Source organism: Acidisoma sp. PAMC 29798 (assembly GCF_030252425.1).
Lineage (GTDB): Bacteria > Pseudomonadota > Alphaproteobacteria > Acetobacterales > Acetobacteraceae > Acidisoma > Acidisoma cladoniae.
In genome coordinates this window covers 1970537-1993584 of record NZ_CP126994.1, presented here as the reverse complement: position 1 = coordinate 1993584, position 23048 = coordinate 1970537, and the positions used below count along the sequence as shown (strand labels likewise).

Below are 23048 nucleotides of genomic sequence, written 5' to 3'. Positions count from 1 at the left end.
GCTGCGCTTTTCCGCCCTACGGCCTCAACGTCGTAGGGCGGAAACGCGCGGCCTTAGGCCTCCTCGGTCTCCATCTCGTCCTCGGCGTCGGGCTCGGGCGCTGGTTGGGGCGCCGGTGCCACCGGCTGAGGCATGACATGGACCGCGCGGCGCTTAGTCCGCACGCTGCCGTAGCTGGGGTCCAGCACCAATTCGAACAGCAACAGGGACCGGGCCGTGACGGCATAGACATGATCGAAGCCGAACGTCGCCTCGCCGTCGTCCGCGTCCATGTTGGTGTCGATCAGCAACCGCCATTCCCGGCCACCCACGACCTCGGGCAGTGAGAACTCCACCACGTCGTGATGGGCGTTCAGGATCAGCAGCAGCGTGGCGTCCGTGCCGCGCTGGACAATACCGGTCGCCTGGGCGCGACCGTCAAGCAGCACGCCCATGCAGCGCGCATAGCCCTCGCCCCATTGCTCGTCCGCCATCTCCGTCGCGTCCGGCGCGAGCCAGGTGACGTCCTTGAGGCCAAGCTCCTCGTTCCATTCGGCGTTCAGGAACCGGCCGCGCTGGAGGAGGGGGAAACGACGCCGCAGCGCGGTGAGGCGAGCGGTGAAGCGCAGCAGCGACTCCCCCTTTTCGCCGATATCCCAATTCACCCAGCTGATCTCGTTGTCCTGGCAATAGGCATTGTTATTGCCCTGCTGGGTGCGCGCGAATTCATCGCCGGCCAGGATCATCGGCGTGCCCTTGGACAGCAGCAGCGTCGCCAGCATGTTCTTCATCTGGCGAATGCGCTGGCCCTCGATCAGGACATCGTCCGTCGGGCCTTCGACGCCCATGTTCCAACTGAGATTGTTGGAATGGCCGTCATTATTGTCCTCACCATTCGCCTCGTTGTGCTTGTCATTGTAGCTGACGGTGTCGTTGAGCGTGAAACCGTCATGCGCTGTGAGGAAATTGACGGAGGCCCAGGGCTTGCGACCGCGATGGCCGAAAACATCGGCCGAACCCGTGATGCGGGAGGCGAGGGGCGCCATCTTGCCGTCATCGCCCTTCCAGTAGCCGCGCACGGTGTCGCGGTATTTGTCGTTCCACTCGGCCCAGCCCGGCGGGAAGCCGCCGACCTGATAACCGCCTGGACCGCAATCCCATGGCTCGGCGATCAGTTTCACGGCGCTCAAAACCGGGTCCTGTTCCACGGCCTTGAGGAAGCCGCTCTGCTCATCGAAGCCATGCGGCTCGCGCGCCAGGATGGTGCCGAGGTCGAATCGGAAGCCATCGACATGCATCTCGGTCGTCCAGTAGCGCAGGCTGTCCATCACCAGGCGAATGGTGCGCGGATGGCTGAGATTGACCGTGTTTCCGGTGCCGGTGTCGTTGATGTAATAGCGCGGCTGGCCCGGCAGCAGGCGGTAATAGGCGGCATTGTCGATGCCCTTGAACGACAGAGTCGGCCCAAGTTCGTTGCCTTCGGCGGTGTGGTTATAGACCACGTCCAGAACCAGCTCGATGCCGGAATCATGCAGGCGCGCCACCATTTCCTTGAACTCGGAATAGGCCGTGTCGGGGTTTTGGGCATAACGCCGGGCGGGCGCGAAGAAGCACAGGGTATTGTAGCCCCAGTAATTCGTGAGGTCGCGATCGACCAGATAGCTGTCATCGACGAAGCGATGGATCGGCAGGATTTCGACCGTGGTCACGCCCAGACGCTTGTAATGGCTGATCATCGGCTGGGAGGCGAGGCCACGGAAGGTGCCACGGGTCTCTGGCGGGACCTCAGGGTGAAGCTTGGTCAGGCCTCGGACATGCGCCTCGTACAGCACGGTGCGTTCCCAAGGCACGGCCGGCGGCCGGTCCTGGCCCCAGGTGAAGGCGGGGTCGATGACGCGGCAGCGCGGCATGAAGGGGGCGCTGTCACGCTCGTCATAGGACAGATCGGCATCGGCATGGCCGATGGTATAGCCGAACAGGGCGTGGTCCCAGGTCAGCTCGCCGACCACCGCCTTGGCATAGGGGTCCAGCACCAGCTTGTTGGGATTGAAGCGGTGGCCGGCTTCCGGCTCGTAAGGGCCGTGAACGCGATAGCCATAGAAGGTGCCGGGGCGTAGGTCGGGGATGAAGCCATGGAAGACCTCATTGGTATATTCCGGGAGCGTAATGCGATCGATCTCTTTCTCACCATTGTCATCGAACAGGCAGAGTTCGACCTTCGTGGCATTGGACGAGAACAGGGCGAAGTTGACGCCAAGCCCCGTCCACGTCGCGCCCAAAGGATAGGGCAAGCCTTCCCGCATGCTTCTGCCGAATTGTGCCATGGATCATGCCCCGCTGAAGCGTCTGGATAAGGTCGGTAGATGGGGGCGCCGGCCACCGGCGCAACCTCGCTATACCGTGATACAATTGCGCAAAGCTTGACAGGCGTGGGGGTGCGGCCTTGTGTGCCGGCCCTTCGCGCTCGATTTCCAGGATAGCTCCATGCACCCCTACCGCTCCCACACCTGCGGCGCGCTGCGCCCGTCCGATGCCGGCGCGACCGCGCGACTTTCCGGCTGGATTCATAGCAAGCGCGACCATGGCGGGCTGCTGTTCATCGACCTGCGCGACCATTTCGGGATGACGCAATGCGTCTTTCCGGCGGGGTCGGAAGCCTTTGCGGCGGCGGACGCGCTCCGCGTCGAAAGCGTCATGACCGTCACCGGGGAAGTCGTTCCGCGCGACGCCGCGACCATCAATCCGCGCCTTCCGACAGGCGGGATCGAACTCCGCGTCCGCGCGCTGGAAGTGCAGTCCGCTGCCGACGTGCTGCCCATCCAGGTCGCTGGCGACCAGAACTATCCCGATGAGCTGCGGCTGAAATACCGCTTCCTCGATCTGCGGCGGGACCGCGTCCATAAGAACATGCTGCTGCGCGCCGGGGTGATTGCCTCCATCCGCAAGCGCATGGTCGATCAAGGCTTCGTGGAATTCCAGACGCCGATCCTGACGGCCTCCTCGCCCGAAGGCGCGCGGGACTTCCTGGTGCCGGCGCGCAACCATCCGGGCAAGTTCTACGCCCTGCCGCAGGCGCCGCAGCAGTTCAAGCAGCTCTGCATGGTCGCAGGCTTCGATCGCTATTTCCAAATTGCGCCCTGCTTCCGCGATGAAGCCGCACGTGCCGATCGCTCGCCGGGCGAATTCTATCAGCTCGACTTTGAAATGAGCTTCGTGACGCAGGAAGACGTCTTCGCGACGCTGGAGCCGGTGATGGCGGGCGTCTTCGAGGAGTTCGGCCGTGGCCGCGCTGTCACGGCCACGCCGTTTCCGCGCATTCCCTATGCCACGGCGCTGCTCGACTACGGCTCGGACAAGCCGGACCTTCGCAACCCGCTCCGCATCACGGATGTGACGGCGCATTTCGCGGGTTCGGGCTTCGGGTTGTTTTCCCGCATCGCCGCCAGCGGCGGCATCGTGCGCGCCATTCCGGCGCCGGGCGCGGGCGGCAATCCGCGTTCCTTCTTCGACAAGCTCAATGAATGGGCGCGCGCCGAGGGCGCCAGCGGCCTCGGTTACATCACCTGGGACGCCGAAGGGCCGAAGGGGCCCATCGCCCGCAACTTGGAGCCCGAGCGGGCCGCCGCCATCGCCGAGGCCTGCGGCCTCACGCCAGGGGATGCGGTGTTCTTCGCCGCCGGCACGCCGGACACCACGCCAAAATTCGCGGGCGCGGTGCGCACCAAGCTCGGCACCGATCTCGGCCTCATCGAGCAGAACGCTTTCCGTTTCTGCTGGATCACCGACTTCCCGATGTATGAGCTGAACGAGGAAACGGGGCTGATCGACTTCAGCCACAACCCCTTCTCCATGCCGCAGGGCGGGTTGGAGGCGCTGAACAGCCAGGACCCGCTGACCATCAATGCCTATCAATATGACATCGTCTGCAACGGCATCGAGCTGTCCTCCGGCGCTATCCGCAACCATCGGCCGGACATCATGCTGCGGGCTTTCGAGATCGCGGGCTATCCGGCCTCCGAGGTCGAGGCGCGGTTCGGTGGCATGTTGCAGGCCTTCCGTTATGGCGCGCCGCCGCATGGCGGTTCGGCGCCGGGCATCGACCGCATGGTCATGCTGCTGGCCGACGAGCCGAATATCCGCGAGGTCATCCTGTTCCCGCTCAGCCAGGGCGGCGAGGATCTGATGATGGGCGCACCCGCCGAAGTGACGTTGCAGCGGCTGCGCGAGCTGTCGCTCGCCATCGTCCTGCCGCCCAAGGTGGTGAAGGACGCGAAGCCGGCGACACCGCCGGCGGAGTAGCGTAATCTCCCGCCACGAAGATCGGGGCCCGCGTCATGACGGATAGCCAGCTCTACGAGCGTGACTTCTATGCCTGGGCAAATGAGCAGGCCGAGCTTCTGCGGGCGGGCCGACTGTCTGAGGCGGATATCGGCCATATCGCCGAGGAGATCGAGAGCATGGGCAAGACCGAAAAGCGGGAACTCGTCAGCCGCTTGACGGTGCTGCTGCTGCATCTCCTGAAATGGCAGTTCCAGCCGAGCCATCGCGGCGCGTCATGGCGCGCGTCGATCAACAATTGCCGGGACGATATCATCGACCATCTCGCGGACAACCCAAGCCTCAAGCCGCAGCTCGGTGCCGCTTTGATTGCGGCGTATCGGCGCGCGCGGCGGCAGGCAGCAGCCGAAACGGGTCTTGATGAGGCGGTGTTTCCGACGGATTGCCCGTGGACGTTTGGCGAGGCAACCGACGAAGCCTTCTGGCCGGAGGCTTAACGTTTACGCTTCGGGGCGCCATCCGCATCGATCAACCCGGCTGACCGGAGCGCCTTGCCGATGATCCCGCTCGTGTCCGTGAGGCGCGCCGCGATGTCCTGCACACTCTCGGCGCCAAGGGGCAGATACGCGACCCAGGCAGGGCGAGCGGTGCCGGCGCGCCGATCGGGCGACGGCCGGCTGTTCAGGCGCCGCGTGACGGTCAAACCCCAGCTTTCGGCGATGCGGTAGGTGGAGGAGATGCCGGCCGCGACGATATGGGCGGCGGGCTGGCCGCAGCGCGCATCCGGCAGCATCGCATCCGGGTCGATCGGCGTCGCATGGCCGAGGCCGGCGATCAGGTAGGTTTCCAGCACCATGCGGCCATCCCGACCGCGCCAGGCACGGTGCGCGGCGCCATCGACCTCATCGCTGAGGGTCGGCGTAGCGGGCAGGTCGTGGACATCGCCCCACTGCTTGCGCAGTTCCTCGGCATTCATCGGATTGACCGTCTTGTCGGCCGTGCCCTGCCAGATCGAGACTGTGGGCCAGGCGCCGTCATGGGTCGATGCAGCGCGCACGCGACCACCGAGTTCGGGCCCCTTGCGGACGCGACCCTGCATCATGGCGCCGAAGGCTTCCGAGACGTTCGTCGCACTGCCGAAGGGCAGGCCAGCGATGATGGCGCCGCCAGCGAAAACATCGGGGTAGGTCGCGAGCATCGCGGCGGTCATGGCACCGCCTGCGGAAAGGCCGGTGACGTAGACCCTGCGGCGATCGATCCCGTGGCGCGCGATCATCGTCGCGACCATGCCGGCGATGGACGCCGCTTCGCCGTGGCCGCGCGTGACGTCTTCGGTCTGGAACCAGTCGAAACACGTATTGGCATTATTCGCTCGCCGCTGCTCGGGCAGCAGCACCGCAAAGCCGAACCGATCGGCGAGGCTGGACCAGCCGGTGCCACGGTCATACTCGGCCGCTGTCTGGCCGCAACCATGCAGCACGACCACGAGCGGCGCCGACTCGGGCAAATCCTCCGGCACGAAGGACAGCATGCGCAGCTGGCCAGGATCGGCGCCGAACTGCGTCGTTTCGTGCAGCGTCTCGTTGACGCTCGCCGTCGATCCGGCGCGATTGGCATAGAGGCCGAGGAAGGGGGCGAGGAAATCTTCCATCCCGTAGAGCGTCGTCATGGCGGAGGCCTTTGCTGTCACTCGAAGGCGTCCAACGCCAGGAGGTTCGTTATAGCGAACATGGTGCAGTGCAGCAAAGGCTACAAGTCTCTATCAGCCCCGCGCAGAGGACAGGCCGAACATTCTCTTAAATTCGCGTGGATGCGCCACGCCGAGGATCAGGCACAGCAGGCCAAAGACCATCATCCCGCCGCCCACCAGGGCACTGAGGGCGACCAACCGCATGACGAGATGCGGCGCCAGCAATGTCGGTTCCAGCAAGCGCTGCAAGCCGATCAGGGCCGCGCCCATGCCCACGGCGGAGCCCAGGATACGCGGCAGGCTGCGGCGGCTGCGCGCGTCGAGGGAGAATTGTCGCCGCCGACTGGAGATCGCCATCAGGCTCAGGGCATTCACCCAGCCGGCGATGGAGGTCGCGAGCGCGATGCCGACATGGGCGAGGGGCGTGAACAGGCCGAGGGCGATGGTCAGCACGACATTGATGGCCATGGCGCAGACCGCGACCTTGACCGGCGTCAGCGTATCCTGTCGTGCCAGGAATCCGGTGATCACCACCTTGATCAGCACGAAGGCGGGCAGACCGAGGGCATAGGCCGCGAGCGTCGGCGCCACTTCCGCCACCTGATGCGGCCCAAATTTTCCGCGTTCGAACAGCACCTGAAGCAGGGAATGGCTTTCGAGCGCCAGGGCGACCGCCGCCGGCAGCGTCAGCAGCAGCGCCAGCTCCAGCCCCCGGTTCTGGGTATGGAGGGCAGCGCTATCCTCGCCCTTGCGGATATGCCGCGACAGGGTCGGCAGGATGGCGGTCGCGACGGCGATGCCCACCACACCGAGCGGCAACTGGTTCAGCCGATCCGCATAGGCGAGGTAGGAGACCGAGCCCGTCGCCGCGAGGGAGGCGATTGCGGTCGATACGGCGAGGTTGATCTGCGTCGCGCCGGCGCCAAAGACGCCCGGCAGCATGATGCGCACCAGCCGGCGGACCTCCGGCGTCACATGCAGTCTCGGCATGCCAAGGCGCAGGCCGACCCTCCGGCAGGAATAGGCGAGCCACAGGCATTGCGCGACGCCGGATACGGTTACGGCCCAGGACAGGCTCTGGCCGGTCACCGGGTGATGCAGCAGGGCCACGATCAGGAACAGATTGAGCAGGATGGAGGTCGCGGCGGTGGCCGCGAACTTGTCCACCGCATTCAGCAAGCCGCCCTGGAAAGAGGCGAGGGAGATGAAGACCAGATAGGGAAAGGTGATGCGCGTCAGTTCGACCGTCAGCTGGAAATGCGCGGGGTCGGCGTTAAACCCCGGCGCGACGACATGAAGGATGGCGGGGGCGAAGATCTCGCCCAGGATCAGGAAGCCCGTCAGGGCGATGAGCAGGCCGGAAAAGGTGTCCTGGGCGAATCGCATCGCCGGCTCGCGGCCTTCCTTGGCGATCATGCCCGCAAACAGCGGGACGAAGGCGGCGCTGAAGGCGCCCTCGGCGAACAGGGTGCGGAACAGGTTGGGTAGGCGGAGCGCGACGAAAAAGGCGTCACTCGTGGCGCCGGCGCCCAGGGCAGAGGCGGTCAGGATTTCGCGGACGAAACCCAGCACGCGGCTGACCATGGTATAGCCACCGACGGTCGCGACGCGGCGGAGAAGGGCCATGCTGATCCTTAGCGGCGGCCGGAGATGCGCCCTGGCCGTTCATCGACAGGCGATTACGCTGCCCCGACGAGCGTCACAAGCCTCGCGACCGGGTGCTGGCATCGACGGCTGGCCACCCCATGTGACAGGCCCACCGTGGCAGTGCGCTGCCTTCATTCCGTGAGAGATCGATCATGATGAGATTTCCCAGTTACCTGATTGCCGTCGCGGCCACGACCGGCCTGCTGATGGGCGTGGCCCAGGCGGAGCCGGGCGGCTGTTTGAAGTATGGTGCGGTGGGGGCTGTGGGCGGCCACCTCGCCCATCATCATGCGGTTCTGGGCGCGGCCGCGGGCTGTGGCCTCGGCATGTACAAGCGCCACGAATACAAGAAACACATGCGGCTGCAGCAGGAGCAGGGTGCGGCGGCCTACGGCGACTCCGCGCAGTAAACCCCGATCGGGCTGGGCTGGGCTGGACGCTTGTGAGCAGGGTTGCTTCCCGCGCCCTCCCAGCCTAGAAAGCCGCCGCGCGCCTCGGTGCGCTGCCGTAGCTCAGTGGTAGAGCACTCCCTTGGTAAGGGAGAGGTCGAGAGTTCAATCCCCTCCGGCAGCACCAGCGGTTTCAGACACACGCTTAGTTCCACTGAGACCTCAGTGTGCGTCTGAGAACTCAGTGTGCGTCGTCGTCATTGTCTCGCGCGCTGCTGCGCGCGGCGTCGTCCCACAAGCCGTCCGCGGACGTGCGAACCTGCTGGCGCTTTTCCGGCCCAAGCGGCGGCAGAGGCGGGTCACTGGCGCGCACGCGCGCCGCGATCCAGCCCGACGCCCATTGGGCGTTTTCCTGCGAACCGGCAGGCCAGGGGTTTGTGTCGATAGCCTGTCCAGCCGTGTGTGCGGCGGCGCCCGAAAATACGATGCTTTTGGGAAGATTAAGGGCCAAGGGTCCATCCATTCGACGAATTCGGCGCCGACAATCGCACTCCTAGCCCGCGAATGCCCCGCCAGTCACTTCAAATACCGTTGTGGTTTTTACTGAAGAGTAACTCCGGGTCTCACGCTCATTCCTGCGTTCCGCGTAACCGCAACTGACTGCGGGTATAACCCTGTTCCAGTAACATTTCGACGCTGTCGGCGAGGCTCGGTTTCGGTGATGTATCAACGATGCGGCCAAGACTGAGTGACGTCGTTAATGCATCGACGCCATGAGAATCCAATTGATGGTGCATCTGATACGCAGCGAGCGTGCGATGATGTTTGACATCCTGCAGACGGCGCAGGCGCGCGCGATCATGCGTAAGATGTAAAAGCGCGCTGTCCTGGACCAAAAGGACGAGATCCGCTCGTTTGGTGTTGGGCATACCCGGCTCCGTGCGAAGGCCAAGCATAAATCGCATGTCCCAAATGGGACATCAACGGATGACCAGATAGGTAGATCGACTCCCAAACTAAAGCTCTATCATCCTTTTGGAGGATACGGACGGGCCTCGCGCCGAAGGGACCGTCACGAAAAAACCGTTACGAGCCCCGGTACTGCACTGTCCCCGCCGTAGCCCCTATCTCCTCCGGCGGCATCGGCCGACCGTAGCGATAGCCTTGCGCCTCAAGGCAGCCATGCCGAATGAGATAGTCTTCCTGCGTCTCCGTCTCGACCCCTTCGGCGATGATGTCGAGCTTCAGGCTACGCCCCAAGGTGAGGACCGCCTCCACGATCGCCGCATCGTACGGGTCCGCGCCTAGGTTGGTCACGAAGCTGCGGTCGATCTTCAGGCGCGTCATCGGAAAACGCTTCAACGTTGAGAGTGAAGCGAAGCCGGTGCCGAAATCGTCGAAGGCGATGGCGACGCCGCGCTCATGCAGCCGCCATAAGGGCGCGAGGGTCGCATCTGCACTGGTCATCACCAGCCGCTCGGTCAGTTCTAGTTCAATCGCCGCGGGCGGCAGCTTATGGCGCGCCAAGGCCGCCTCCACCACGGTATCGAGATTGCCGCGCCGCAATTGCTCGGGGAAGACATTCACCGCGACGCGCAAAGACAGGCCTGTAGCCCACCAGACGGCGGCCTGGCGGCAGGCTTCGTCGATCACCCATTCCCCTACCTCGGCGGACGGCGCACTGACTTCCAGGACAGCCAGGAATTCCGCCGGCGTCAGCAGCCCGCGTGTGGGGTGACGCCACCGCATCAACGCCTCGACACTGATGATCGCCCGGTCAGGCAGACGCACCTGAGGCTGATAGAACAGGGTGAACTGCCCTTGTTCCGTCGCCTGGCGCACCTCTCGCTCCAGGATTTGCCGCGCGTCGTAATCTGCGCGCATGGCCGGCTCGAAGGTGAGGCTCATGCCGCGCCCAAGTCCTTTGGCGCGATAGAGCGCGAGATCGGCATTGGCGAGCAAGGTTCCGGCTTCCCCGGCATGAAAGGCCGCGATGCCGGCGCTGGCACCGATGTTGAAAACGCGATCACCGAGAAACAGCAGCTTAGGGATCAGGCTGTCCTGCAACTCATGGGCGATCGCTTCCGGCGCAGCGCTGGCGGCGGGATCAGTTAGGAGCACCGCGAATTCGTCCCCGCCGAGCCGAACGAGCAGGCCGCGGTCGCCGAGCCGCAGCTTCATCCGGGCGGCGACCTCTCGCAAGACGGCGTCCCCGGCTTCATGCCCGAGCGCGTCATTGGCGTGGCTGAAGCCATCTAGGTTCAACAGGATAAGCGCGACGAGGACGCCCGTATCTTCAGCCCGTTGAAGCGCCTCCGTCAGGAAGGCGCGGTTCGCCAAGCCCGTCAAAGGATCATTGTGAGCGAGGTGCAACAGGCGGGTTTCCGCATCGCGCTTGCCGGTCACATCCCGTGCGGAAATCCACAAGCCAGGCTGCCCATCCTCCTCATACCAGCAGGAAAGGGTGACTTCGGCTGAGATTTCGGTGCCGTCGGGGTGCTCTGAGACAAGCTCCATCGTCTCGCTGATGAAGGTCGCGCCGGTCTCCGCCCGAAGGCGGGCGAGGCTGGCGCCGATCGCCGCCCGCAACGGACCTGGAATGAGGTCGTCGATCGTCCGGCCGACGGCGTCGTCAGCACGCCACCCGAACAGCGTCTCGGCCGCCGCGTTCCAATAGGTGACGGTGAGAGACGCATCGGCACAGATGACAGCGCGCGGCGTATCCGCCACCAGACGCTCGAAATGGGCCAGGCTCAGCCGGCTCACGGTATTCAAAGCGGGCATTGCGTGAGGCGAACGATCAGATCTCATCGATGATGATCGGCGAAGTTTTGATGCGCGAATGACCTCAAGCCGCCGTCAAACTTGTCCACTGGAGAATAACACTCCCAAAGCGAATAATGTCGGAGGGTCTGGAATGACGTTGACCTGACCCCTGCCGCACCGCGCTACCTTAGCGTCATTACGCCTGGATATGGGTAATGGATCAAGCCGTTGCGACAGCGATGTTGAGAGGGAAGCGTTTCCCTGATGGCGGATGGCGCGGTTTGACTTGCCGAACCGACCCGCTTCATGTGCGATCGTGACCGATACACAGCCCAATACGCCCCCTCTGACGCATGCCGAGCGCGCCCGCATCGCGCGGGAAGCGCGCCAGGCCGCGGCGCTGCGCGCCAACCTTCGCCGCCGCAAGGTGCAGGAGCGGGGCCGTGAGGCGCCCGATCCGGAGCCGCTTCAGTCCCCAGGGCCCGAGACAGACAAATCAGCGTTTTGAGAATCGCACCACTAGGATGCACCCTCTGGCTTAGGGTATGAGCGGCAGTTCCGCATCCACCCGCCGGAGCCAATGCCATGCCTGTGCTGCCCGACCACGTCATCCGCCGCCTGGCGACCGAGCACGGCATGATCGAGCCCTTCGTCGAAACCCAGAAGCGTGAGGGCGTAATCAGCTATGGGCTGTCGTCCTATGGCTATGACGCGCGGGTCGCGGATGACTTCAAGATCTTCACGAATGTCGATTCGGCAATCGTCGATCCGAAGAACTTCAATCCGTCGAGCTTCGTCGATCGCAAGCAGGACGTTTGCATCATCCCGCCAAACAGCTTCGCGCTGGCCCATACCATCGAATATTTTCGCATTCCGCGCGATGTGCTGGTGATCTGCCTGGGCAAATCGACCTATGCGCGTTGCGGCATCATCGTGAACGTGACCCCGCTGGAGCCCGAATGGGAAGGCCAGGTCACCATCGAGATCAGCAATACGACGCCGCTGCCGGCCCGAATCTATGCGGGTGAGGGGATCTGCCAGTTCCTTTTCCTGCGCGGCGAAGGGCCCCCGGACGTCAGTTACGCCGACAAGGCAGGCAAATACATGGGGCAGCGCGGCGTCGCACTGCCCCGCATGTAGCGGATCGGATCGGATATATGGACAGCATCAGGATCGTCGGCGGCCGGCCGCTGCATGGCGAAATTCCCATTGGCGGGGCCAAGAATGCGGCCCTTCCCCTTATGGCGGCGGGGCTCCTCACAGAAGACCGCCTGCTTCTCACCCGCGTGCCGCGCCTCGCCGATATTGAGACGATGTCTTCCCTGCTCGCGCAGCACGGCATCGCCGTCGAGCGCACAGGCAATGACGGACGTTCCCTGTCCCTTGGCGGTCCGATTACCAATACCGAGGCGCCGTACGACATCGTGCGCAAGATGCGCGCCTCCATTCTCGTGCTTGGGCCATTGCTCGCCCGCATGGGGGAGGCCCGCGTCTCCCTGCCCGGTGGCTGCGCCATCGGCACCCGCCCGGTCGATCTGCATCTCAAGGGCCTGCAGCAGATGGGCGCCGAGATCGAACTCGATTTCGGTTATGTCGTCGCGAAGGTCGCCGGGCGCCTGCGCGGCGCCACCATCATCTTCCCGATGCCCTCCGTTGGCGCGACCGAGAACCTGCTGATGGCGGCGAGCCTTGCCGAGGGCACCACCTTGCTGCGCAACGCGGCGCGTGAGCCTGAGATCATCGACCTGTGCCATTGCCTGGTCGCCATGGGCGCCCGGATTTCGGGAATCGGCACCGGCGAACTGGTGATCGAGGGCGTCGAGAAGCTGCATGCCGCGACCCATGCGATCATTCCCGACCGCATCGAGACCGGCACCTATGCCTGCGCCGTGGGTATTGCGGGCGGTGACGTGGTGTTGCGGGACGCGCGGATGGAGCATCTCGGCGCCGTCGCCCGCAGCATGGAAGACGCCGGCATCCTCATCACCGAAGTGCCCGAGGGCGTGCGCGTCCGCCGGGCCAATGGCCTGCACGGCGTGGATGTCATGACCGAGCCCTATCCGGGTTTCCCGACCGATATGCAGGCCCAGTTCATGGCCATGATGGTGGTCGCCGAGGGCGCGTCGATGATCACCGAATCGATCTTCGAAAACCGCTTCATGCATGTCTCTGAGCTCACCCGCATGGGGGCGCGGGTAAATGTGCATGGATCCTCGGCCATCGTGCGGGGGGTTGATTCGCTCCACGGCGCGCCGGTGATGGCGACCGACCTTCGGGCCTCGTCATCGCTGATCCTCGCCGGCCTCGCCGCCAAGGGCGAGACCGTCGTCAGCCGCGTCTATCACCTCGATCGCGGCTATGAGGATGTCGAGGGCAAGCTGTCTGCCGTGGGCGCGCGGGTCGAGCGTTTCAGCGAGTAGAAGGCTCCACGAATAAAGTTCTTTCGTCATGCGCGGGCTTGACCCGCGCACCTACCCGTCGGGGCGACTTGACGACGTGTGGGCGCCCGAATGGGTAGGTCCCCGGATCAAGTCCGGGGATGACAAAAAACTTTATTCGCCGGAAAATCTCAGCCGGCGGCCAAAACCTCCGGGTTGATCACCCGCAATGGCTTGCCGTCGAGGAACGACACGGCGTTCTCGACGCTTTGCGGATAAAACACGGCCCAGGTCTCGGCGACGCCATAGCCCAGATGCGGTGTCAGTACCGTATTCGGCGCGGTGCGCAGCGGATGGTCGGCAGGCAGCGGCTCCCGGTCGAAGACATCCAGCGCCGCGACGATCCGACCGGCCGTCACCGCCGCGATGAGCGCTGCCTCATCGACCAAGGGCCCGCGTGAGGTATTGATCAGGATTGCGCCCGGCTTCATGCGGGCGATATCGGCCGCACCGATGATGCCCCGGCTGCGGGGCGACAGCACCAGATGCAGGCTGATCGCGTCCGATCCCTCCAGCAATTCGTCCTTGGAGACGAGTTCCGCGCCGGCTTCCTGCGCCGTCTCGGCCGTCAGGTTTTGACTCCAGGCGAGGATCGTCATGTCCAGCGCCTCGCCGTAACGCGCCATACGCGCGCCCAACCGGCCGAGGCCGATCAGGCCGAGGGTCTTGCCCGCCAGGCTGATGCCGACTGGAACGCCGTGCTGGAATTCGCCCTGCCGGATGCCGGCATCGCCTTGGGGAATGCCGCGCGCGGCGGCGATCAGCAGGCCGAGCGCCAGTTCGGCGGTCGCGAAGGCGCCGCTTCCGTAACCGACGGTATTGCAGACGGCGATGCCACGCTCGGTGCAAGCCGCCACATCGAGGGAGGGATTCGCGGCACCGGTGATGCCCAGCATGGCGAGCTTTGGCAGACGCTGGATCAGCGAGCGCGGCATCGGCGTGCGCTCGCGCATAGACAGCAGGATGTCGAACTCCGCCAAGCCTGCGGCGGCGGCGTCCTCATCTGCGAAGGCCTCATCGAAGAACACGACCTCTGCCCGCGCCTCAAGCTTCGACCAGTCGGCACTCTGGCGGGCAATGCCCTGCCAGTCATCCAATACGGCGATCTTGGTCATAATGGCTCTTTCTCGTTAGGCCGCTTCGGGTCGGATGTCCTTGATGTCGCGGAAGCTCAAGGTCGCATTCCCCTCTGTCGCCCGCTTCATCATGAAGGCGGAACTGGCCAGGAAGACCGGGTCGCCATCCACATCATCGGCCATGGCGGTCCGCTGCACGGCGATGAAATTGGCCAGGGCCACACGGTCCCCGGTGACCCAGCGCGCCAAAGAATACGGCGTCGATTCGAAGGTGATGGAGGTGCCGTATTCGCCCGCCAGCCGTGCGGCGAGCACGTCGAGCTGCAAGGTGCCGACGACGCCGACGATGGGCGGCGACCCGTCCTGCGGGCGGAACAGCTGCACCACGCCTTCCTCGGCCAGTTCTTGAAGCGCCTGGCGCAGCTTCTTGGCCTTCATGGCGTCGTCGAGATGAACGCGGCGCAGAATCTCCGGCGCGAAATAGGGCACGCCGACGAAGTTCAGCGTCTCCTCGGCGCTCAGCGTATCGCCGATGCGCAGGGTGCCGTGATTGGGAATGCCGACGACATCCCCGGCATAGGCTTCCTCGGCCAAGGCGCGATCCCGCGCGAAGAAGAATTGCGGGGCGTGCAGGGGGATGAGCTTGCCGGTCCGTACCTGCTTGAGGCGCATGCCGCGCACCAACTTGCCCGAGCAGACCCGCGCGAAGGCGATCCGGTCGCGGTGATTGGGGTCCATATTCGCCTGGATCTTGAAGACCAGCGCCGTGAGATTGGGCTCTGTCGCCTGCACCACCCGCGTATCTGCGGGCTGGGCGCGGGGCTTGGGGCCGAAATCGGCGAGAGCGTTGAGCAGATCCTCGACGCCGATATCCTTGATGGCACTGCCGAAGAAGGTTGGCGTGAGGTGGCCGGCCAGGAAGGCATCGACCTCGAACTCGGGCAAGGCGGCGCGGGCGAGATCGACCTCCTCAGCCAAGGTGATCATACGGGGATCTGATTGGCCGAGCGGCGTGGTGAGATGAAAATCCCGCGTCCGCAGGTCATAGGTTCCTGCGAAGTCCGAGGCGCGGCCGACCGGCCAGGTGACCGGCGCGGTGTCCAGCGCCAGGGTATTGGCGACCTCATCCAGCAAGTCGAAGGGGTCGCGCGCTTCGCGGTCCATCTTGTTGATGAAGGTGATGATCGGAATGTCGCGCAGGCGGCAGATTTCGAACAGCTTGCGCGTTCGCTCCTCGATGCCCTTGGCGGCGTCGATCACCATCACCGCCGAATCCACCGCGGTCAGCGTGCGGTAGGTATCCTCGGAAAAGTCCTCATGGCCCGGCGTGTCGAGCAGGTTGAAGACGCAGCCCTCGTATTCGAAGGTCATCACGGAGGTGACGACAGAGATGCCGCGATCGCGCTCGATGCCCATCCAGTCCGACCGTGTGCGGCGCCGCTCACCCTTGGCGCGGACATTGCCGGCGAGCTGAATGGCGCCACCGGCGCGCAGAAGCCGCTCGGTCAGGGTGGTTTTGCCGGCATCGGGATGGGAGATGATGGCGAAGGTTCGCCGGCGCGCGATTTCGGTCGCGATCTCCTCGTTCGGGGTCATCGGCTGCTCCTCAGTCTCTCTTGTGCGTGCAGATCCGCCCCGGCCGGCCCGCGCGCGAACCGCCATCTAGCGCGAACGGGGCTGTGAAGGAAATGTCACACCCGGCGGGCAGCGATGCCCTGGCGCGCGGTCCGCGCGGCGTTCAGGATGCCGGCCTCTGAATGAGGACGGACGCCATGCGGCTCGAAGCCGACGCCTTTGCCGATATTGCGACGCCGAGCGGCGTCATGCGGCTGCATCTTTTGCGGCCGGCAGCGGCGGGGCGGTTTCCGGCGATCCTGCTCTATTCCGAGATCTATCAGGTGACGGCGCCGATCCGCCGCACGGCGGCCTATTTGGCCGGGCATGGCTTCGTGGTCGGCGTGCCCGAGGTCTATCATGAGTATGAGCCCGCCGGGACGGTGCTGGCCTATGACACCGAAGGCACCAAGCGCGGCAACGACCTCAAATTCGAAAAGACCGTCGCGGCGCATGATGCCGATGCGCGGGCGGCGCTGGATCACTTGCGAGACCATCCGGCGTCGACCGGCGCTTTGGGTGCCTTCGGCGTCTGTCTCGGTGGGCATTTGGCGTTTCGCGCGGCGCTGCAGCCCGACGTGAAGGCAACGGCCTGCTTCTACGCCACCGATCTGCATGGCCATACGCTGGGCGCGGGGGGCGACGACAGCCTCGCCCGTGCCGGCGAAATTGCCGGTGAGTTGCTGATGGTTTTCGGGCGGCAGGACCCGCATGTGCCACCCGAGGGCCGCGCGGTGATCCATGAGCGCTTGGCGGCGCTCGATGCGAGTTTCGAGTGGCATGAGGTCAATGCCGCCCATGCCTTCATGCGGGATGAGGGACCCCGTTACGACCCCGAGCTTGCGCGTTTCGGTTACGACGCCGCCCTCGCGCTATTCAGCCGGGCGTTGCGGTAGGGGATCTCGGATGCGTGCTGTCCCCCCCAGTTTCCCGTCCCCGTCACCCGCGGACTTGATCCGCGGGCCTACCCGTTCCGGTGCCCAGTCGCCGTCAAGGCGCCACGATGGGTAGGTGCGCGGATCAAGTCCGCGCATGACGATGAAGGTGAGTGTCGTGCGATTGTGCTTCGGCGAAGCAGTTGCACTGCCAGCCCTTGGCAAGACCGCACCGACCCCCGACAGTTATGACTGCTCTCGGCCACAAATGGGATCTGCGTCATGACCATCGACAAAGGCTGGTTCGAGGTTCGTCGCGTCAACCACGATCTTTGGATGATCGCGGAGCCGCTGCATGTGGTGAGCTGGCTCTATGTCGGGCGGGACCGCGCCGTGCTGATCGATAGCGGGATGGGCATCATGCCGATCAAACCCGTCGTTGAGCGCCTCACGGACAAGCCCATCACCCTGATCAATACGCATTACCATTTCGATCACGTCGGCGGAAACGGCGAGTTCTACGAGCGTCTGGCGGGGGAGCGCGGCGGCCCGCTGTTGGAGCGTCGCGCGCCGCGCGACCTGCTCGACCGCTATTTGCGAGGTTTTCTCGCCATCATCGCCGAGGCCCGCGCGCGCCTCGTGGCCGAGCCAGATTTCTATGCGCTGACACCGGAGACGGAGCCGCGTGATTTTCCCAGCACCTTCGATGCCCAGGCCTGGATGCCCGGCGGCGTGCCGGCCACCGGCCTGCTGCGTGAGGATGACGAGGTCGATCTCGGCGACCGCAAGCTGCTCGTGATCGACACGCCCGGCCATAGCCCGGACGGTATCTGCCTGTTTGACGAGCGCCATGGCGTGCTGTTCGCCGGCGATACCCTGATGGAGGGTGGCAACTACGTGCAATATGACGAGTCATCGATGGAGGATCTGCTGGCGTCCGTCATCAAGCTCTCGAAGCTCAGCGCGCCCGTCCATGCCATCTGCACAGGGCATGTGCCGCGCGCCATCGCCGAGGAAACGCTGATCACCGACACGGCGGACGCGCTGACCGAGGTTTTGAACGGCGCGGCCTATCGCATGGACACAGACATCTTCGGCTATCCCGTGCGCGTCACCCGCGTCGGTCGCGTCTGGGTCTATGCTTCGGACGGCGCCGCGACATCCTATCCGCTGCACGATTGAAGAACGGGACGGGCATCATGGAGGACGACGCTACACCGATTCTACCGGCCCATATCGAAGACACGGTGCGCGCGATCGCCCAGCTTCATGCGGAGCACTACAATCAGGCGACGCCCCTGCAACGCGCGGTGGATCGCATCACCGCCTCCGTTGGGCGGCCACGCTTCATCGCCTGGCTGACCATGATCGTGCTGGCCTGGGTTCTTCTCAACCTCGGCGCGATGGCGCTAGGCCGAACGCCGATCGATCCGCCGCCCTTTTTCTGGTTGGACGGCGCCAGCAGCCTGGTTGCCCTCTACACCACGGTGCTGATCCTGGTGACGCAGCGACGAGAGGATCAGCTTGCCGCGCATCGTGACCAGCTCACGCTGGAGCTGGCCATTCTGGGCGAACAGAAATCCGCCAAGATCATCGAGCTTTTGGAAGAAATGCGACGGGAGTCGCCTTTTCTCTCCAACCGCGTCGATCACGAGGCCGCCGCCATGTCGGTCGCTGCCGACCCGCAATCGGTTCTCGATGCGATCAAAAACAGTCATGAGGAACTGGCGACCGAGGCGCCTGTTTGATTCGTTCTCGTCATCCGCGCGTCACGTGCGCGGATGACGGATTGGGCCTACACCGAAAAATACTTCGCGCGCGCGTTGAGCACCACAAGCGCACTGGTCGATTGCTCGGGGTGAAGCTGGCTCTCGTCTGACAGCGACACGCCGATGCGCGCGGCATCGAGAAGCTTCAGGATTGGCTCCTGATCCTCGATGCGCGGGCAGGCGGGATAGCCGAAGGAATAGCGCGACCCGCGATAGCCCTGGCCGAGCATCTTTTCCATGTCGCGATCATCCTCGCCGGAGAAACCAAGCTCGGCGCGAATGCGCTTATGCGTATATTCGGCCATCGCCTCGGCCATCTCGACCGACAGGCCATGGAGATAGAGGTAGTCCTGGTAACGGTTTTCCTCGAACCACACGCGTGCGAGGTCGGATGGCTTCTGGCCGACGGTCACCACCTGCAACCCGATCACGTCACGCTCGGCGTCATCCACGTCACGGAAGAAATCGGCGATGCAATCGCCATCCTCACGCGGCTGGCGGGGCAGGGCGAAGCGACACAATTCCGTCTGGCCGTCCTCGGCAAACAGAATAAGATCATTGCCCTGGCCGGCGGCTTTCCAATAGCCATAGATCGCCTGCGGCTTGAGGATGTCTTGCTCCTCACACAGCGCCAGCATCCGGCGCATGATCGGCCGCAGCTCCTGCTTCGCCCAGCCGATGAAATCCTCTAGCGACTTGCCCTGTTTCCGAAAGCCCCATTGGAACTGATACAGGCTGCGCTCGTTGAGGAAGGGCACCAGCGCACGCGGCGGCGCCTCCACCGTGCGCGCACCCCAGAAGGGCGGCACGATCACCGGCTGGTCCTGCGTCAGGCCCCGGCGGCGCGCTTGCACCGCTTTGACATCGACCGGCGCGAAGGCCTTCGCATCCGCCTGGCCCAGCGTGCGGGCGGTGTTGCGGGATTTGCCGGCGCGGCGCGATTGCACCGCCGCCATGTAATCGTCGAAGCCATTGCCGGTGACCTTCTCCATCAGCGACAAGCCGTCGAAGGCATCGCGCGCATACGCGACCCTGCCGGAGGCATAGGCACGAACGCAGTCATCCTCGACGAAGTTGCGCGTCAGCGCCGCCCCACCGAGCAGGATCGGAATTTCCAATCCCTGGCGCGTCAGCTCTTCCAGATTGTCCTTCATGACGACAGTAGATTTCACCAGCAGGCCGGACATGCCGATGGCATGCGCCTTATGCTCCTTCACTGCCGCGATCATGTCGACCAGCGGCACCTTGATGCCGAGATTGATGACGCGATAGCCGTTATTGGTCAGGATGATATCGACGAGGTTCTTGCCGATGTCATGCACATCGCCGCGCACGGTGGCGAGTACGATGGTGCCTTTTTCCTGGCCCTCGATCTTTTCCATGAAGGGTTCGAGATAGGCGACGGCGGCCTTCATCGTCTCCGCGCTTTGCAGCACGAAGGGTAACTGCATCTTGCCGGCGCCGAACAGCTCACCCACCACCTTCATACCGTCGAGCAGAATCCCGTTGATGATGTCGAGCGGCGCATTGGTCTTCATCGCCTCGGCGAGATCCTCGGACAGGCCCTTGCGGTCGCCGTCCACGATGCGGTCTTTCAACCGGCCCTCGACGGTTGCAGACCGCACCTTGGCGGTCGCGTCGATCAATTTGCGGTCGGCGAAGATCTCCAGCAGCTTTTTGAGCGGATCGTAGCCTTCTTCGCGGCGATCGAAGATCAGATCTTCGCAGACCTTCACTTCCTCCGCTGCGATCAGATGCAGCGGCCGGATTTTGCTGACATGCACGATGGCGCCGGTCATGCCGGCCTTGAGCGCATGGTCGAGGAACACCGAATTCAACACTGCCCGCGCTGCGGGATTGAGGCCGAAGCTGATATTCGACAGGCCGAGGATGATCTGGATGTCGGGGAAAGCGTCCCGGATCAGCTTGATCCCCTCCAACGTCCATTGACCAAGCTTGCGGTCATCCTCATTGCCCGTGGCGATGGTGAAGGTCAGCGGATCGATGAGCAGATCCGATTGCGGCAGGCCGTGCTTGTCGCAGCAAAATTCCACCAACCGACGCGCGATGCGCAGCTTGTCTTCGGCGGTCTTGGCCATGCCGGGCTCGTCGATGGTGAGCGCGATCACCGCCGTGCCGAACTTCTTGGCCATCAGCATGCGATCTTCGGCCGGCTTCTCGCCATCCTCGAAATTGATCGAGTTGATGATCGGCTTGCCGCCATGCAGCTTCAGCGCGGCTTCCAGCACGATGCGCTCGGTGCTGTCGATGACCAGCGGCGAATTCACGCTGCCGGTGAAGCGGCGCACCACCTCGTTCATCTCCGCGATTTCGTCGCGCCCGACGAAGGCGGTGCAGATGTCGAGGGCGTTGGAGCCTTCGCCGATCTGGTCGCGGCCCATCGCGACGCAACCGTCCCAATCCTGACCTTCCTGCAACTCACGCCATTTCTTCGAGCCGTTGGCATTGCAACGCTCACCGATGGAGAAATAGCTGTTTTCCTGTCGCAGCGGCGTCTGGCCATAGAGGCTGGCTACGGAGGGGACCCAGACCGGCTTGCGCAGCACCGGCACGGGTCTGATGCCCGAACCGGCGCGACGGCGCAGCATCTGGTCCAGCGCCATGATATGCGGGGTCGAGGTGCCGCAGCAGCCGCCGATGAGGTTGAGGCCGTCTTCGGCGACGTAACGCTCGACCCAGCTCGCCATGGCTTCGGCGCCCAGCGGGTAATGGGTCTGGCCGTCCACCAGTTCCGGCAAGCCGGCATTGGGCTGTACCGAAATCAGGCCACGCCAATTGGTGGCGAGCCAGCGGATGTGCTCAGCCATTTCCTGCGGGCCTGTGGCGCAGTTCAGCCCGATCAGCGGTACATCCAGTGCGTCAATCACCGTCGCGGCGGCGGCGATATCCGGCCCCACCAGCAGGGTGCCGGTGGTTTCCACGGTGACTTGCACGAAGATCGGCGTGCTGCTGCCTGCCTCACGCCGCGCAATCTTGGCGCCATTGACGGCGGCCTTGATCTGCAAGGTGTCCTGGCAGGTCTCGATCAGAATGGCATCGACGCCGCCAGCGATCAGGCCACGGCTTTGCTCGGCCAGGGCCGCTTCCAGCAGGTCGTAGGCGATATTGCCGAGGCTCGGCAGCTTGGTGCCAGGCCCGATGCTGCCCACCACATAGCGATGCCGACCGTCCGAAAAGCTGTCGGCCGCTTCGCGTGCCAGTTCGGCCGCCACGCGGTTGATTTCGATGGTGCGGTCTTCAAGCTCGAATTCGGCGAGGGTAATCGGACTGCCGCCGAAGGTATTGGTCTCCACCATATCGGCACCGGCTTCGAAATAGCCGCGATGGATTTCGCGCACCATCTCCGGCCGCGACAGGTTCAGCACCTCGGTGCAGTTTTCCCGGTTCCAGAAGTCTTTTTCGATGTCGAGCGTCAGCGCCTGGACGCGGCTGCCCATGCCGCCGTCACACAGCAGAACCTGGTCACGCAGGGCGTCAAGAAGATGCGGGCGGCTGCTCATAAGCTGGCACCTTGTCGGTCTGGAGCGGAAAGGGGATGGGCATAGGCAGGTCGGCTGACGACGGCGCCGGACCATATCTTGATCGCGAGTGGGCCGGGAATGGTGGCGGCGCCCGCGACGGTCAGGCCGACCCGTTGCAGCATCCGTCGCATCTCGTCGTCATGAAAGCCGTTATGGCGATGGGCCAGACGCGCCGTCAGGTCATGGCGGCGATGGGGCGCGAGATCCACCACGATGATCTGGCCGCCATCGCGCAGCACGCGCGCAGCCTCCCGCAGCACCGCCTGCGGATCCTCGGCGTGGTGCAGCACCATCTGCAACACGGCGTGGTGGAAGCCATGGCCTGCGCCACCATCCGGCAGCGGCAGCCGATACATATCGGCCTGTCGCACGGTGCATTGCGGCAGGCCAGCCTGGCCGAGGCGTGAGCGGGCGAGGGCCAGCATGGCGGCGCTGGCATCGATGCCAAGGCCCAGGCGCGCGCGGGGGCCGAGCAGTTCCAGCACGCGGCCGGTGCCGGTTCCGATATCGAGGATGCTGCCGAGTTCACCGGGACCCACGATCTGGAGCAGCACAGGCTCGACCTGATCGGCGGGCAAGCCCAGCGCCTTCATCTCATCCCAATCCGCGCCCTGGCGCTGAAAGCTTTCCGAGGCGATGCGCGCGCGTTCCGACAGCGCCTGCGCCGCGAGGCGACGGTCGGCCGCGAGAAGCGCATCCTGTGGGGGAAGCTGCGCGAGGATGGAGCGGGCGAGCTGGCCGCGCGGGTCGGCGGCTTCGGTCAAGGCGAACCAGCTATGCACGCCCTCCTGCTGGCGGCGCAGCAGCCCCGCCTGGACCAGCAGACGCAGGTGCCGGGACAGCCGTGGCTGGGACTGGCCAAGGATCGTCACCAGCTCGCTCACGCAGAAGGTGCCGAGACCGGCGAGGGCCAGCAGACGGAGCCGGGTCGGCTCGGCCGCCGCCCGTAATGCGAGGAGAACACCATCCATGGCTCTTGATGTGA

Annotated in this window: 18 protein-coding genes, 1 tRNA gene and 1 pseudogene; 10 read left to right on the top strand and 10 right to left on the bottom strand. The window is 64.6% G+C overall.

From position 1 onward, the window contains the following. Positions 1–53: 53 nt before the first annotated feature. On the bottom strand, positions 54–2303 hold the full coding sequence (gene glgX, locus QP803_RS09590; protein ID WP_284947541.1) for a glycogen debranching protein GlgX: 2250 nt from the start codon (positions 2301–2303) through the stop codon (positions 54–56). 160 nt (positions 2304–2463) lie between these two features. Here glgX and aspS point away from each other — a divergent pair, with 160 nt between their 5' ends. Further along, the gene (gene aspS, locus QP803_RS09585; RefSeq protein WP_284947540.1) at positions 2464–4278 is read left to right on the top strand and encodes an aspartate--tRNA ligase; all 1815 of its coding nucleotides are present in this window, start codon (positions 2464–2466) and stop codon (positions 4276–4278) included. A gap of 35 nt (positions 4279–4313) precedes the next feature. After that, on the top strand, positions 4314–4754 hold the full coding sequence (locus QP803_RS09580; protein WP_284947539.1) for a DUF29 domain-containing protein: 441 nt from the start codon (positions 4314–4316) through the stop codon (positions 4752–4754). On the opposite strand, the gene QP803_RS09575 is transcribed toward QP803_RS09580, so the two are convergent. Together QP803_RS09575 and murJ are read right to left on the bottom strand one after the other, a co-directional pair. After that, positions 4751–5926, bottom strand: a complete 1176-nt coding sequence (locus tag QP803_RS09575; protein ID WP_284947538.1) for an extracellular catalytic domain type 1 short-chain-length polyhydroxyalkanoate depolymerase — start codon at positions 5924–5926, stop codon at positions 4751–4753. The genes QP803_RS09580 and QP803_RS09575 overlap by 4 nt on opposite strands. Positions 5927–6019: 93 nt before the next feature. Beyond that, positions 6020–7573, bottom strand: a complete 1554-nt coding sequence (murJ, locus tag QP803_RS09570; protein ID WP_284947537.1) for a murein biosynthesis integral membrane protein MurJ — start codon at positions 7571–7573, stop codon at positions 6020–6022. Between the two features lie 176 nt (positions 7574–7749). On the opposite strand from murJ, the pseudogene QP803_RS09565 reads away from it, so the two are divergent. Together QP803_RS09565 and QP803_RS09560 are read left to right on the top strand one after the other, a co-directional pair. Beyond that, positions 7750–7956 (top strand): annotated as a pseudogene (locus tag QP803_RS09565) (hypothetical protein); the annotation flags it as partial. 139 nt (positions 7957–8095) lie between these two features. Further along, positions 8096–8170, top strand: a tRNA-Thr gene (locus QP803_RS09560). Between the two features lie 54 nt (positions 8171–8224). Here QP803_RS09560 and QP803_RS09555 read toward each other — a convergent pair. The 3 genes from QP803_RS09555 to QP803_RS09545 form a co-directional block, all read right to left on the bottom strand. After that, positions 8225–8494: a hypothetical protein gene (locus QP803_RS09555; RefSeq protein ID WP_284947536.1), complete on the bottom strand. Its 270-nt coding sequence runs from the start codon at positions 8492–8494 to the stop codon at positions 8225–8227. A 118-nt stretch (positions 8495–8612) separates the two neighbouring features. Further along, entirely contained in the window at positions 8613–8912 is a 300-nt protein-coding gene (locus QP803_RS09550) for a hypothetical protein (RefSeq protein ID WP_284947535.1), read from the bottom strand. A gap of 157 nt (positions 8913–9069) precedes the next feature. Continuing rightward, a complete protein-coding gene (locus tag QP803_RS09545) occupies positions 9070–10749 on the bottom strand; it encodes a putative bifunctional diguanylate cyclase/phosphodiesterase (protein ID WP_284947534.1) in 1680 nt (559 codons plus the stop codon). Between the two features lie 316 nt (positions 10750–11065). Here QP803_RS09545 and QP803_RS09540 point away from each other — a divergent pair, with 316 nt between their 5' ends. The 3 genes from QP803_RS09540 (at position 11066) to murA (ending at position 13169) form a co-directional block, all read left to right on the top strand. Continuing rightward, entirely contained in the window at positions 11066–11257 is a 192-nt protein-coding gene (locus tag QP803_RS09540) for a hypothetical protein (protein WP_284947533.1), read from the top strand. A gap of 77 nt (positions 11258–11334) precedes the next feature. After that, positions 11335–11889: a dCTP deaminase gene (gene dcd / locus QP803_RS09535; RefSeq protein WP_284947532.1), complete on the top strand. Its 555-nt coding sequence runs from the start codon at positions 11335–11337 to the stop codon at positions 11887–11889. A gap of 17 nt (positions 11890–11906) precedes the next feature. Continuing rightward, positions 11907–13169, top strand: a complete 1263-nt coding sequence (gene murA, locus QP803_RS09530) for a UDP-N-acetylglucosamine 1-carboxyvinyltransferase (RefSeq protein ID WP_284947531.1) — start codon at positions 11907–11909, stop codon at positions 13167–13169. A 149-nt stretch (positions 13170–13318) separates the two neighbouring features. Here the strand turns inward: murA and QP803_RS09525 are convergent, their stop codons facing one another. Then, a complete protein-coding gene (locus tag QP803_RS09525; protein WP_284947530.1) occupies positions 13319–14302 on the bottom strand; it encodes a D-2-hydroxyacid dehydrogenase family protein in 984 nt (327 codons plus the stop codon). Between the two features lie 15 nt (positions 14303–14317). Next, a complete protein-coding gene (locus QP803_RS09520; RefSeq protein WP_284947529.1) occupies positions 14318–15859 on the bottom strand; it encodes a peptide chain release factor 3 in 1542 nt (513 codons plus the stop codon). Between the two features lie 176 nt (positions 15860–16035). Between QP803_RS09520 and QP803_RS09515 the strand changes: the two genes are divergently transcribed. The 3 genes from QP803_RS09515 (at position 16036) to QP803_RS09505 (ending at position 18500) form a co-directional block, all read left to right on the top strand. Further along, complete coding sequence (locus QP803_RS09515; RefSeq protein WP_284947528.1) at positions 16036–16773, top strand: dienelactone hydrolase family protein; 738 nt, start codon at positions 16036–16038, stop codon at positions 16771–16773. Between the two features lie 261 nt (positions 16774–17034). After that, positions 17035–17934, top strand: a complete 900-nt coding sequence (locus QP803_RS09510; protein ID WP_284947527.1) for an MBL fold metallo-hydrolase — start codon at positions 17035–17037, stop codon at positions 17932–17934. Between the two features lie 17 nt (positions 17935–17951). Further along, positions 17952–18500 (top strand): DUF1003 domain-containing protein, encoded by a 549-nt coding sequence (locus QP803_RS09505; RefSeq protein ID WP_284947526.1) that lies wholly within the window; start codon positions 17952–17954, stop codon positions 18498–18500. Positions 18501–18547: 47 nt separating this feature from the next. Here the strand turns inward: QP803_RS09505 and metH are convergent, their stop codons facing one another. Together metH and QP803_RS09495 are read right to left on the bottom strand one after the other, a co-directional pair. Then, on the bottom strand, positions 18548–22042 hold the full coding sequence (metH, locus tag QP803_RS09500; RefSeq protein ID WP_284947525.1) for a methionine synthase: 3495 nt from the start codon (positions 22040–22042) through the stop codon (positions 18548–18550). Further along, complete coding sequence (locus QP803_RS09495) at positions 22039–23034, bottom strand: metalloregulator ArsR/SmtB family transcription factor (protein WP_284947524.1); 996 nt, start codon at positions 23032–23034, stop codon at positions 22039–22041. Before QP803_RS09495 ends, metH begins: the two co-directional genes overlap by 4 nt. Positions 23035–23048 lie beyond the last annotated feature (14 nt).